Origin of the sequence: Streptomyces gottesmaniae, from assembly GCF_031845845.1 — a bacterium.
Taxonomy (GTDB): Bacteria; Actinomycetota; Actinomycetes; order Streptomycetales; family Streptomycetaceae; genus Streptomyces; species Streptomyces akebiae.
Map to the genome: position 1 here is coordinate 54546 of NZ_JAVRFJ010000047.1, position 12114 is coordinate 66659.

At 71.5% G+C, this 12114-nt stretch carries 10 protein-coding genes; 4 read left to right on the forward strand and 6 right to left on the reverse strand.

Features of this window, described 5'->3' with window-relative positions; genetic code table 11:
* Positions 1 to 5: 5 nt before the first annotated feature.
* Positions 6 to 878: a LysR family transcriptional regulator gene (locus RM704_RS38025; RefSeq protein ID WP_033529495.1), complete on the reverse strand. Its 873-nt coding sequence runs from the start codon at positions 876 to 878 to the stop codon at positions 6 to 8.
* Positions 879 to 988: 110 nt separating this feature from the next.
* Here RM704_RS38025 and RM704_RS38030 point away from each other — a divergent pair, with 110 nt between their 5' ends.
* Positions 989 to 1816, forward strand: coding sequence for a CTP synthase C-terminal region-related (seleno)protein (locus RM704_RS38030; protein ID WP_078937268.1), 828 nt, complete (start codon positions 989 to 991; stop codon positions 1814 to 1816).
* Positions 1817 to 1831: 15 nt separating this feature from the next.
* Here RM704_RS38030 and cyc2 read toward each other — a convergent pair whose 3' ends face one another.
* From cyc2 to RM704_RS38050, 4 genes are all read right to left on the reverse strand, one after another.
* Positions 1832 to 4039, reverse strand: a complete 2208-nt coding sequence (gene cyc2, locus RM704_RS38035) for a germacradienol/geosmin synthase Cyc2 (protein ID WP_033529485.1) — start codon at positions 4037 to 4039, stop codon at positions 1832 to 1834.
* A 156-nt stretch (positions 4040 to 4195) separates the two neighbouring features.
* On the reverse strand, positions 4196 to 5374 hold the full coding sequence (locus RM704_RS38040) for a damage-control phosphatase ARMT1 family protein (protein WP_033529486.1): 1179 nt from the start codon (positions 5372 to 5374) through the stop codon (positions 4196 to 4198).
* The gene (locus RM704_RS38045) at positions 5367 to 6068 is read right to left on the reverse strand and encodes a hypothetical protein (RefSeq protein WP_311592443.1); all 702 of its coding nucleotides are present in this window, start codon (positions 6066 to 6068) and stop codon (positions 5367 to 5369) included. Before RM704_RS38045 ends, RM704_RS38040 begins: the two co-directional genes overlap by 8 nt.
* A gap of 136 nt (positions 6069 to 6204) precedes the next feature.
* Complete coding sequence (locus tag RM704_RS38050) at positions 6205 to 8025, reverse strand: S8 family peptidase (RefSeq protein WP_033529487.1); 1821 nt, start codon at positions 8023 to 8025, stop codon at positions 6205 to 6207.
* A gap of 403 nt (positions 8026 to 8428) precedes the next feature.
* Here RM704_RS38050 and RM704_RS38055 point away from each other — a divergent pair, with 403 nt between their 5' ends.
* Entirely contained in the window at positions 8429 to 9493 is a 1065-nt protein-coding gene (locus RM704_RS38055; protein WP_033529488.1) for a lytic polysaccharide monooxygenase auxiliary activity family 9 protein, read from the forward strand.
* A gap of 104 nt (positions 9494 to 9597) precedes the next feature.
* On the opposite strand, the gene RM704_RS38060 is transcribed toward RM704_RS38055, so the two are convergent.
* On the reverse strand, positions 9598 to 10251 hold the full coding sequence (locus RM704_RS38060) for a hypothetical protein (RefSeq protein ID WP_033529489.1): 654 nt from the start codon (positions 10249 to 10251) through the stop codon (positions 9598 to 9600).
* A gap of 734 nt (positions 10252 to 10985) precedes the next feature.
* Here RM704_RS38060 and RM704_RS38065 point away from each other — a divergent pair.
* The gene (locus RM704_RS38065; RefSeq protein WP_033529490.1) at positions 10986 to 11645 is read left to right on the forward strand and encodes a DUF6230 family protein; all 660 of its coding nucleotides are present in this window, start codon (positions 10986 to 10988) and stop codon (positions 11643 to 11645) included.
* Positions 11645 to 12064, forward strand: coding sequence for a DUF6114 domain-containing protein (locus tag RM704_RS38070; protein WP_311592447.1), 420 nt, complete (start codon positions 11645 to 11647; stop codon positions 12062 to 12064). Before RM704_RS38065 ends, RM704_RS38070 begins: the two co-directional genes overlap by 1 nt.
* Positions 12065 to 12114 lie beyond the last annotated feature (50 nt).

Here is a 12114-nt window from a genome sequence, read left to right on the forward strand (position 1 = left end):
AGCGCTCAGAGCGGCCGCGGGTCGGTCAGCTCCCGCACGAGTGCCGCCGCCGCGCCGCCGGGCGTTCCGCCGTGGACGATCTCCGTACGGTGCACGAGACGGGGTGCGACGAGGGGGACGGCGACCGCGCCGGGGACGTCGGAGGCGAAGCCGCGCGGCAGGACGGTCAGTCCGTGTCCGGCGGCGGCGAGGGTGGTGAGGGTGCGCAGGTCGGTGCCCTCGTAGCGGAGGGCGGTGCGGACACCGCCGGTACCGCTCGCGGTGCGGAGCCGGTCCAGCGGGAGCCCGGCGCCGGGGGCGTCGAGCCAGCGGGCGTCGACGAGGTCGGTGAGGCGGAGGCCGGGGCGCCGCGCGAAGGGGTGGCCTGCGGGGAGCAGGACGCAGACGGGTTCCTCGCCGACGCCCCGGGTGGTCAGGGGTGCCACGTCGGGGAGCCGGAGGGGGTCGCTGGGGGCGGCGAGCCCGTCGACCAGACCGAGGTCGGCGGCGCCGGTGGCGACGGCCGCCGGGATCTCGTCACGGGCGAGGGTCCGCAGGGTCACCCCGGCGGCGGGCAGCGCGGCGACGACCCGGGGGCCGAGTGCCGTCGGGGTCACCGCGAGCGTCAGCCCGTGCTCGGGCGCGGACGCGATCCGTACGACGTCGGCGCGGGCCGCCTCCAGACGCAGCAGCAGGGGGCCGGCGTGTTCGAGGAGCCGCTCGCCGGCCGCCGTGGGCAGGACGGGGCGCCGGGTCAGCAGCGGGGCACCGAGGTCCTGCTCCAGCGACGCGATGTGCTGGGACACCGCGGACTGGGTGTAGCCCAGCTCGCGCGCGGCCTCGGAGAAGGAGGCGAGCCGGGCCACGGTGACGTACGTGCGCAACAGATGCGGATCCATGGCGGACAGCATCGCCCAGCGGTCCATCAGGGCGGTCCATCAGGGATGCTTATGAGGGGTACGGAAATCATCGTTGGACGTGAAGTCCGGGCCGCGCCCAGGATGACGGCATGACGAACGACGCGGCACAGCCCGCCTCTTCCCGCACGGTCCCGTCCGCCTCCCACGCCCGGTCGGCCCGGTCCGTCCAGTCGGCCGAGTCCGTCCTGTCGGCCCGGTCCGCCCGGCTGGCCCTCGTCGGCGACCGGTCGCCCGACGTCGTGTCGCACAGCCGGATCCCGCTCCTCCTCGACGCGCTCGCCGGACGCGACCGGCTGGTCCTCGACGCGTACTGGATCCCCTCCGGGGACGCCGAGGCCGACGCGGCGGCCGTACGGGGCTTCGACGCGGTGTGGGTGGTGCCCGGCAGCCCGTACCGCAGTGAGGCCGGGGTGCTCTCCGCCATCCGGACCGCACGGGAGGAGGGCATCCCGTTCCTCGGCACGTGCGGTGGCTTCCAGCACGCGCTGCTGGAGTACGCCCGGCACAGGTGCGGGCTCACCCGGGTCGCGCACGCCGAGACCGAGCCGGACGCCGAGGACTTTCTGATCGAGCCGCTCGCGTGTTCCCTGGTCGGGCACGAGGGGACGGTCGTCATCGAACCCGGTTCGCTCGCGCAGTCCGTGATGAACGCCGAACGGTCGGTCGAGCGGTACTTCTGCGCGTACGGTCCGACCCGTCACCTCGACACCCTGCGCGCACACGGTCTGCGGTTCTCCGGGCACGACGAGGACGGGCACGTCCGGATCGCCGAGCTCCCGGACCACCCCTTCTTCCTGGCGACGCTCTTCCAGCCGGAGCTGGCCGGTGACGGCAGCCGCCCGCACCCGATCGTGCGCGCGTTCGCCCGGGCCGCGGTCGAGCACGCGACCCGGGCGGCGGTGCGCCGGCCGGCGTGAACCGGCCGCTCCCGCTCAGCGGGCGTGCGCCGGGGTGAAGGACAGCACCGGTGGCCGGTCCGGGACGAAGCCGTGGGCCCGGCGGGCGAGGAACTCGGGCTTGTACCGGTCGACGCGCCGGTGCCAGTTGAGGATGCCGGACAGCCAGTTCCGCAGGTCGGCCACATAGCCGTCCATGATGGTGCGGGCCTCCCGCGACAGCGCGAAGTCGTCGTAGACGACCGGGAGTTCATGGGCGACGACATGCTCGAACTGCCGCATCCGCTGCGTCATCAGGTCGTGGATCACCCCAAGCGCGGTCGGGTAGTCGCAGCCGAAGAAGTTCTGCACGACGAGGATCGCGTTGTGGACCTCGCCCTCGTACTCGATCTCCTTCTGGTAGGAGAAGACGTCGTTGACGAGGCACGCGTAGTCGATGGCCGCGTTCTCCAGGGAGCGGACGGGTCCGCTGCGGTAGACCTCGTCCGGGATCTGTGGGCCGTGGCCCATCCGGCACATGCTCAGGGTGAGGTCGGAGCCGAAGGTGGCGCGTCGCATCTCCAGGTAGTCGACGGGGTCGGGGACCCGGTTCTGGATCTGGTTGAACACCTCCCACACCCAGCTCTCCGTCATCTTGTCGACGGACGCCTTCAGGCCGCGCCGCTCGTCGGGGGTCATCGCCGCCGTCGTGCGGGACCAGAGGTCGATGAGGCCCCGTTCCATGGCATTGGCCGGGACCGGGACCTGCTCACCGTCGACGGGCATGCAGTCGGAGAGCCGGGCGGTGGTCAGGCGTGCGGCGGCGAGGTCGCGGCGGTGTCCGAAGACGAGGGGGTAGTAGTCGTCGCCGTAGGTGCCCCAGGCCAGCCAGGCGGAGCTGAGGTCGAGTTGCTCCGGGGTCGCGTCCGGGTCGAGGCCCGCCGAGCAGAGCGGCAGGTCGGCGGCGGCGAGCCGCTCCTCGTCCCAGACTCCCTCGCTCAGCATGCCCATCGCGTGCGTCCACGCCGTGAGGCGGGGACGGGCGCCGTCCAGGTGGGGGCAGAGCTCGACCTCGAACGGCATGTAGAAGTCGGGGAGTCGCGAGGGCCCGACCTTCTGGTACGGCACATGCACATGGGCGCGCAGCCGTTCCGCCGCGGCGGTCGCGAGCAGGGCCCCCACGTCGGCGGCGGACGTGCCGAACCCGGCTCGGGCCACCAGGGCGGGCGCGGAGAGGACCGCGCCGCCGAGGTCGAGCGGGCCGCGTGCGGAGGTGGCGCCCTCGTTCATGTAGCGGCTGGACCTCATGTGCCACTCGTGGCCGCCGGACTGCCAGTCCTGGAGCCCCTTGGTGTAGGCCGCGACGGCGGCGACCTCGGCCGGGGTGAGGCCCTTCTCCAGCGCCAGGCCGGGGACTTCGGTGAGCGCGGTGTTCTCGAACTGGTGGAGCCGGGAGGTCAGGATGTCGTTGACGGTCTCGGCGGCCTGCTGGGTGCCGCAGCCGAAGAAGGTCTCCAGGACGAGGACGCCGTTGCTGTTCTCGCCCTCGTCCTCGACCTCCCGCTGGTACGAGAACAGGTCGTTGCGCAGGTGGACGGCGTCGGAGAACGTCTCCATCAGGACCCGCAGCGGCCTCGATCCCGCGACGGAGGCCGGGACTTCGGCGGTCGCGTACTCGACGAGACCGGCCGACCAGGGTGCGCCGCCGACCTTGCGGCGCATCTCGATGTACTCGACCGGGTTGGCGATCCGGCCCTCGTTGATGTTGGACAGCTCCCACATCGACTCGTTGAGCAGGTGCTCGGTGGCCACGGCGAAACGACGGCGCCAGTCCATCGACATCGACGGCACCGTACGCGCCCAGAGGTCGGCGAGGCCCGCCTCCACCGGGTTCCGCGGCTCCGGCAGGGGGGTGGAGAGGTCCAGGGGCATGAAGAGCGGGAGCCGGTCGAGGTGTGCCTTGCCGCCGGCGCGGTCCTGGGACCGCTTGTAGAGCTCCAGGAAGTGATCGTCGAAGAAGAACACCCACACGTACCAGTCGGTGATGAGCGAGAGCGCCGGACCGTCGCAGTCGGGGTGGGTGTACGCGCACAGCAGGCCGTAGTCGTGCGCGTCCAGGTCCGCCTGGTTCCACACGCCGGAGCCCTCCAGCATGCCCATCTTTCGGGCCCACGCGGAGGAATGTGCGCGGGCCTCTTCGAGGTGGGGGTTCAGCCGCGCGGGATACGGCAGGTAGAAGTGCGGGAGTTCGAACGGCTGCGTCATGGCCGGGCCCTACCCGTGACCTCCGGCGGGCATCCGGACAGGGGCACATGATCACACCATCGCGTGAACCTCGCTGGTTTCACCCCCTGTGCGGGGGCGCGATGGGGGCTGGTCGCGCGGTCCCCGCGCCCGGTGAGAAGGCGGACCTCCCATCCGTCAGGTCCTGAGCTGGATCACGGCCCTCGTCCCGCTGGTGCGCCAGCCCCGGCCCTCGGTCGTGGTGAGGGTGGTCTCCGTTTCGGGGGTCAGGCCCGTGACGACGTCCGACTTGAGGGTGCGGAGGGCCGCCACGGGGCCGGGGAAGTAGGAAGTGACGTCGGTGAAGGGGGTGGTGGGGTGCCAGAGGCGGTCGCCCACCAGGCGGCGGTAGTTGAGGTCGCCCTTCATCAGGGTCAGGTCGGCGGAGGCGAAGTCCGCGCGCAGGTCGGCCGGCATGTCCGCGTAGGGCAGCGGGGCGCAGGAGAAAGGGTGGGCGCGGAGGGTCAGGCGGCCTTCGGAGAGGGCGGTGTGGAGGCGGTGCCCCGCGTCGGTCTTCGCCGCGACCAGGTGGCGCACCGCGTCGAGGGTGTCGGCGGTGGTGGCGTCCGAGACGAAGTACGGGTACGGCTTCAGGTGCAGCAGGGCGCGGTCGAAGTGGCCGTGGGTGAGGAGGTGGTCGACGAGCAGGAGGTCGGGGATCAGTTCGCGGCCCGCGTTGTCGGCGACCAGACAGAGGGTCCTGCCGGCGGGGCCGGTGCCGCGCGCGTGCGGGCCGGGGGCCGTTCCCGTCAGCAGCGTGAGCAGTGCGTCGCTGTCGTCCACGACCAGAGGGGAGTCGACCGCCGTCCCCTCGGTGCTCTGGAGACGGAAGCCGAGGTCCGCCCGGTTGCCCCAGAGGGAGCCGTGGAGGAGGGCGCTGAGCTGGTCGGGCAGGGGTTGTTCCGACAGGGGGCCGAGGGCGGCCAGTTCGGCGGCGGCCTCGGGGGTGTCCAGTTCGGCCAGTTTGAAGGGGCGGAACGGGTCGACTCCCTGCCAAGGGCCGGGGTCGAAGTAGCCGACGGCGCGCAGGAGTCGACGGTAGAAGCAGCTCTCGGCGGCCAGGAAGGGGAGGGAGAACCAGGAGCGGCCGGCGTGGCGGCGGGCGTTCCAGGTGTCCCACCAGGCGTCGTCGGCCGGTGCTTCGACGGTGCCGTGGAGGGTCTCGTGCAGCAACTCGTCGAGGGCGCGGCGCTGTTCGGGTCCGTAGGGCGTGGCGTCCTGGACCTTGCGGACGAGGGCGGGGTGCCGTTCGGCGAGGACACTGTGCGCGAAGGAGGCCGGGTCCGCGCAGTCGATCACGGGAGCGGTGTCAGGCATGACCGGGAGTCCCTCCGGGGGCGGTGGGGCCGAGCGGACCGGTGGGGTCGGCGGGGGCCCGGGGCGGGAGTTCCACCGTCCTCAGCCGCTCGTCCATCTGCTGGTCGTAGCCGGCCTCGGTCCAGACGTACTTCCTGAACTGGTCCGTCGTCAGCGGGCCCGGCCACGGGCTGCCGGTGGGGTAGAAGACGCTGTCGCAGGACGCGCAGTGGTGGGCGGCTTGCCAGAGCTCTTCGGCGCGGGGCCTGCCCGCCGCGACGGCGGCGCGTTCGCGGGACTCGCCGCGGATCACCCAGAGGGTGCCGACGAGGAGCAGCGCGGTGAGGACGGCGCCGCCGATCGTGTAGTGGGGTTTGTCGTCCTGTACGCCGTTGTAGGCGAGGCCGGCGCCGATACCCGCCAGGACCATGCCTTCCAGGAAGTGCGCGAAACTGTCGAACCGCGTGTGCGTGCCCGGGGCCTTCGCCAGCCGGTCGGAGAGACCGGAGGCCGGGGAGTCGGGGGCGGCGCAGGCTTCGGGAACCGTGCGCACCGCCGGGCCCGTGGCACCGCAGCGGGGGCACGCCGTCACCACCGGGGCCGCGCCGAACGCACCGGCCGCCGCCGCGACGGGTACCCCGGCGGCCGGGTCCTCGTGGGCTCCCCCGGAACGGCCCCGGCCCGGCCCGGTCCCCTCGAACTTCTCTGTAGCCATACGCACACGCTAACGCCCGGCGCGCATGGGCCGACGGCCGACCGATGCCCGCTCGCATCGGTCGGCCGCCGGCAGTGGGGGGTGGCGGTCGGTCGGCCCGGCCGTCAGCCGGGACCTCGGGCCTGGCGGCCCGGAACTAGAAGGTCAGCTTCCAGCTGTTGAGCCGGCCGGTGTCCGCGGCGGCTACGTCCTGGACACGCAGCTTCCAGGTGCCGTTGGCGACCTCGCTGGAGGCGTTCACCGAGTAGGTGGTGACCAGGTTGTCGGCGGAGTCCGAGCTGGAGGCCTTCAGGCGGTAGGTCGAACCGTCGGGGGCCACCAGGTCCAGGACCAGGTCACCGCGGTAGGTGTGGGTGATGTCCACGCCGACCTGGAGGGCCGAGGGCGCGTTGCCCGTGCGGCCGGTGACGGAGATCGAGGACTCGATCGCCGCGCCGTTGTCCGGGATGGAGACGGCCGTGGTGTTGGTGAAGGTGGTGCCCCCCGTGGAGCCCCCGCCGGAGCCACCGGTCACCGCCTGCACCGTCTTGGCCGCGTCGGCCAGGCCCGCGCCGCAGCCGCCCGAGCAGGTGCCGGGCAGAGCACGCGAGTTGGTCTTGATCGCGGACTCGATCTGGGCCGGGGTCAGCGCGGAGCTCGCCGACTTCAGCAGGGCGGCGAGGCCCGCGATGTGCGGGGCGGCCATGCTGGTGCCCTGGTAGTAGTCGTACGACTCGCTGCCCGGGCCGGCGGTGCCGGCGTTCAGCGTGGACAGGATGCCGCCGGTCTCGACGGTGCGGGTCTCGCCGCCGGGGGCCGCGATGTCGACGACCGAGCCGAAGTTGGAGTAGTACGAGCGGGCGCCGGCGCGGTTGGTGGCCGCCACCGAGATCACGTTGGAGCAGCTGGCGGGCGAGTAGTTGGCCGCGTTGGCGTTGCTGTTGCCCGCCGCGACGACGACCGTGGTGCCGCGGTTCACAGCGGCGTTGATCGCGGTCTGGGTCGCGGTGGTGCAGGCGCCGCTGCCGCCGAGGCTCATGTTGATGACCTTGGCGACGTTGGTGTTGGCGGGCACGCCGGAGACGGTGCCGCCGGACGCCCAGGTGATGGCGTCGATGATGTCGGAGTCGTAGCCGCCGCACTTGCCGAGGACCCGTAGCGGGGAGACCTTGGCGCCGTAGGCGATACCGGCGACACCCTTGCTGTTGTTGGTGACGGCGGCGATGGTGCCGGCGACGTGGGTGCCGTGCCAGGAGGAGGTGCTGGCCGGTTCGCCCGCGGCGCACTCGTTGGCCGCGGTCCAGTCGCCCGGGTCGGCCGGGTTGCTGTCACGCCCGTTGCCGTCGTTGGCGACGGTGGTGTCGGCGATGAAGTCGTAGCCGCCGACGATGTTCGCGGCGAGGTCCGAGTGGGCGACGTAACCGGTGTCGATGACGGCGACCGTCACGCCGGTGCCGGTGGTCTTGTCCCAGGCGCCGGGCAGGTTCATGCCAGCCGTGGACTCGTAGAGGTCCCACTGCTTGGTGTACTCGGTGTCGTTCGGCGTGGCCTGCGGCTTGTTCAGGCGGTCCGGGACGACATAGGCGACCTGCGGGTCGGCACGGTACTCCGAGATGACGTCGGCGACGTCCGTCTTGGTGAGGTCCTCGCCCAGGTCGACGAGGGCCGCGCCACTGCCGAGCCGGCGCTGGAAGTCGAGGCTCTCGCCGGCCTCCTTGCCCTTGGCCGCGGCGTCGGCGTCGGCCGCCTTGTTCGAGGTGGCCTCGGCGGCGCCGGACTTGTAGCCGACGATGAGGCGCTCGGCGACGGTGCCGGGTGCGGCCTCGGCGGCACCGGCCACGGCGGGGGCGGCGTCGGCCTTCGCGGACGGGGCCTGGGCGACGGCGACCGAGGAGGTCATGCCCGCCACCAGGGCGACGGAGACCGCGGCGACGGATATGAGCTTCCGTCCTGCGGTGCGAGAGGGAGAAGTACGCAAGGGCTTCGCCTTTCGTGGCCTGCTCATGTCAGGGGAGGAGCGGCAGAAAAACGCTTCTTCATCGAAGCGGCGGGGGGTCCAGAAAGGGATGGCGCAAAGACCGGCCAGGCGCGAGCCGCCCACCAGGGGTTACCTGTGGTTCAGCTGTGCGATGACAGTAGGCAAAGCCCAGGTCATGGGGATACGGGGAAAACCCTCGACCCCCGGGGAACTCCCCTATGCCGCCCGGCAGTCGGGGGTCCGATGTGCCGCTTCGCCGGGTTTGCCGAACCTCTGCCGCCGCACCGCGCATGGCCGGATCCGACCCGTCGAACAGGGGCGGGCCGTTGAACGCGGCACCCGTGGGTCCCGTACGACACCGTGGACCGTCAGCCACTCGACCCCCATGGATCGGACGTACCGGATGTACCGCTTGTCCGCCCGCCGCGCGACCGCCCGCCGCACGACCGGTTGCCGCGCCGACGGCCGTCGTGGCACCGGCCGCCGCGCCGTCGTCACGACCGCCGCCGCCACCGTGGTGGCCCCTCTGCTTCTCACGGTGGGTGCCGGCGGACCGGCCTGGGCGCACGGTGCGCCGACGGACCCGGTGAGCCGGGTCTCGGCGTGCTCGCCGGAGGGCGGCAGCCAGGCCTCGGCGGCGTGCGAGGCGGCCGTCGCCGCGAACGGGGCGCCCTTCACCGCGTGGGACAACATGCGGATCGCCGGGGTGAACGGGCGGGACCGGGAGGTCGTCCCCGACGGGCGGTTGTGCAGTGGGGGGCTCGCGGCCTACAAGGGGCTCGACCTGGCCCGCGCCGACTGGCCCTCGACCCGCCTCTCCCCCGGCACCACGCTGAATCTGACGTACCGGTCGACGATCCCGCACACCGGGACCTTCAAGCTGTTCCTGACGAAGCCGGGGTACGACCCCACGAAGCCGCTGAAGTGGTCCGATCTGCCCGAGAAGCCGTTCGCCTCCCTCACCGACCCGCCGCTGCGCGACGGCTCGTACCGGTTCTCGGCGAAACTGCCGGCCGATCGGACCGGGCACCATGTGCTCTACACGATCTGGCAGAACACGAGCACGGTCGACACCTACTACTCGTGCTCGGACGTGGTGTTCCCGGCGGCGAAGCAGGCCGACTCCGGTGCGGGCGGCGGGAGTTCGGAGAGGAAGCCGGCCGGGAACGAGGAGACCGCGGCCGCGGACCCGACCGCCGGGAAGGCGGGCGACGAGAAGGCGGGCGACGAGAAGTTGACACCGGGCACGGCGGCGCCGACGCGGTCCACCGAGGCACCGGCCGCCGAACCCGACGACGCCGGGGGTGACGCGCGGGCGGCCGACCCCGGCAGCCCCGTCGCCTCCACGAGCGACGAGAGCGGCACCTCCGTACCGCTGCTGGCGGGCGGCGCCACGGTCCTGGTGCTCACCGTGGGCGCCGCCCTCCACCTCCGCGGACGTGGGCGCCGCTCTCGCGTCGACGGCTGATCGGGCAAGCGACCGCGCCGCCGATCGAGGCGCTGATCGGGCGACCGATCAGCGCCTCGGGCCGGTCACCGACCGCCGGACCGGTGACCGGCCTGCTTGCGCGGTCAGTTGGTGAAGACCGTCGTGTCGCCCTGGGTGGTGTCCGTGACGGGCGCGTACTTCGCCGTGAAGTAGCCGTTGGCGAAGCAGAGCGAGGAGCCGGAGGTCTTGGTGAAGGCCTGGGCGGTGAAGTTGATGCTGTTGTCGGTGTTGTCGGAGGTGCCCGTGATGCTGGGCGCCTGGTAGACGCAGTTGATGGTGCCCAGCAGCGTGCGCAGCACGACGGTGGTCTGCAGGACCGAGCCCGCGGACGGGCTGACCGTGACGACGCCGTCCGAGGTGACGGTGGTGGTGTAGGGCAGGTTGTTGACCGTGACGCTGTTGACGCCGGTCACACCGAAGACGTTGCTGGTGCAGCTGCCGAAGGTGTGCGCGTCCACGGTCTCGGTGGCCGTGCCGGGCGCCGCCGGGTTGTCGGTGACCGTGGCGGTGAAGTTCGACGCGGCACAGGAGACGCCGCTCGTGCCCGTCGCGCTGGAGTAGAACGTGGCGGCGGTGCCGGAGGCCAGCGAGGCGCTGAGGACGTCGCCGACCGCGACCGCGTCGCCGGCGGGACCGCCGGTGGTGAGCACGGTGTCGGCGGCGGAGGCGGGGCTGATGGCCGACACCATCAGGGCGGCGGTGCCGGCGGCGAGGGCAAGGAGGGATCGCGTACGCATGGGGGTGCCTCTTCTCGGGATGTGAGGGCCGACAAGGCCCTCGCGAGGTGCGGGTGAGCAGCCCTCGACGGTGCGTGGGCCGCGGTGGGTGCGCGCGAGTGGTCACCGTTCGCGTGGGGGAACGCGGCGATGCCGCAGGGCGCCGTACGGTCGCTGTCGATCCGTGGCACGCCTTCTCCGTACGTGACGGATCGACAGCGACAGCCGGGGACCGGAGCACGGCCCGGTGGAGGGGAAGGCGACCGTGCCCGGCACCGCGGCGAGGGGTGGTGCCGCGTGGGCCGCGCAGCGTGTTCAGGTGCTCACCCACACCCCGTCGGCGACGGGGAGTTCGGGACGGTGACAGGCGCTGCGCGTCGGATCCGGCGCCACGGATCCGTGGGGGAAACCCGGGAGAGTTGTAGACCTGATGAAGAGTCAACGTCAATACACCAGAAGGAAGTTGATGACAGCCGACCACTTCGCGGTTGGCCGGATTCAGCGCCTTCCGGAGGCAAAACCAAAGGTGAGAGATGTTCAGCTTTCACAGGGAGAGCACAACCAACATCCTTTTGCCACAAGCACCTTGACCCTTGAATGTAACCACCGGTAACTTCCCGAATGGCTACTGCGGCGTAGCAAGTAAGCCCTTGCACCTCGGGAGGTGCTCTCAGGCGTGCGCCGCAACCGCTGTCCGCGCCAGGACAACGTGCCGTTGCCCCAACTGCAATGACTTGGAAGTCCAGGGAGCACACATGGCCTCGTCCTCGGACGCCACGGCGTCCACCAACGAAAGACCCGAGGGTCCCGAAGCGTCAGGAAGACGCGGGCGGGTCCGTCTGAAGCGCGCCGCGGTGATGGCGGTGCCGGCCACGGCGGTCGCCGCCGGACTGATGATCCTGACCGCGCAGGGCGCTCTGGGTGTCCAGTTCGCCATCTCCGGCATGCCGTTCGTGGTCACCGCCGACAAGCTCGACGGTGAGGGCTTCGCCCAGTTCGGCGCGCTGGACCACATGATCGAGAACAGCCCGAACGAGGGCGACACCGGCGGTCAGGTGCTGGTGGTGACCTCGGTCGTGAAGAACGGCAAACTGACGAACCTCTGCCAGAGCGTCGACCTCGGCGGCATCCAGCTGGTCCTCACCGCCGGCAACAAGGGCACGCCGGTGAGCGTGAAGAACCTGGCGATCGACTCCGACGACATCTCGGGCGACGCCTCGTTCAACAACATCGAGATCGGCCGTGACTCCAGCACGTTCGACAAGGTGGACCAGAAGGGTCAGCCCGGTGTCTACGGCCAGCAGGCCGACTCGGTCGTCATCACCGATCTGTACCAGCACAACTACGCCGCCACCGCGGCCGTCTTCAAGCTCCCCGACCTGCACATGAGGTTCGAGAGCGAGGGCTGCGACTAGTGGGCGGCTTCCGGGAATGGAGGGGTCACCGGCCGTTCGCCGGTGGTCTGCTGCTGGCGTTGGGCGGCGCCGAGATCCTCGTGACCATGAAGGCGCCGCTCCCGGTCATCCTGAAGATCGGGATGCAGGGGCTGGCGGGCTATCTCCTGCCCTCGCTGATGATCGTGTGCGGGTTGCTGATCATCTTCAATCCGGCGCAGCGCCTGTTCTACTCCATCCTCGGGATCATGCTCTCCCTGGGCACGTGGCTCACGTCCAACATCGGCGGCTTCGTCGTGGGGCTGCTGATGGGGGCGGTGGGCAGCACGCTGGCCTTCGGCTGGCTGCCCGATCAGGAACCTCGTCAGAAGCGTTCGGCGAAGCGGGCGGAGAAGCTGTCCGAGAAGCCGTCGGAAAGGCACGCCGCGGAACTCGGGTAGTCGTCGTCGTTCCTGGAGTCCCGGTCGGTCGTGGTTCCCTTGCGCAGTTC

What these genes read in the sequence shown, in the direction of transcription:
- RM704_RS38025 (WP_033529495.1), bottom strand. Translation starts at nt 878, where the DNA reads ATGGATCCGCATCTGTTGCGCACGTACGTCACCGTGGCCCGGCTCGCC.
- cyc2 (WP_033529485.1), bottom strand. Translation starts at nt 4,039, where the DNA reads ATGACGCAGCCGTTCGAACTCCCGCACTTCTACCTGCCGTATCCCGCG.
- RM704_RS38030 (WP_078937268.1), top strand. Translation starts at nt 989, where the DNA reads ATGACGAACGACGCGGCACAGCCCGCCTCTTCCCGCACGGTCCCGTCC.
- RM704_RS38065 (WP_033529490.1), top strand. Translation starts at nt 10,986, where the DNA reads ATGGCCTCGTCCTCGGACGCCACGGCGTCCACCAACGAAAGACCCGAG.
- RM704_RS38040 (WP_033529486.1), bottom strand. Translation starts at nt 5,374, where the DNA reads ATGCCTGACACCGCTCCCGTGATCGACTGCGCGGACCCGGCCTCCTTC.
- RM704_RS38055 (WP_033529488.1), top strand. Translation starts at nt 8,429, where the DNA reads ATGTACCGCTTGTCCGCCCGCCGCGCGACCGCCCGCCGCACGACCGGT.
- RM704_RS38045 (WP_311592443.1), bottom strand. Translation starts at nt 6,068, where the DNA reads ATGGCTACAGAGAAGTTCGAGGGGACCGGGCCGGGCCGGGGCCGTTCC.
- RM704_RS38060 (WP_033529489.1), bottom strand. Translation starts at nt 10,251, where the DNA reads ATGCGTACGCGATCCCTCCTTGCCCTCGCCGCCGGCACCGCCGCCCTG.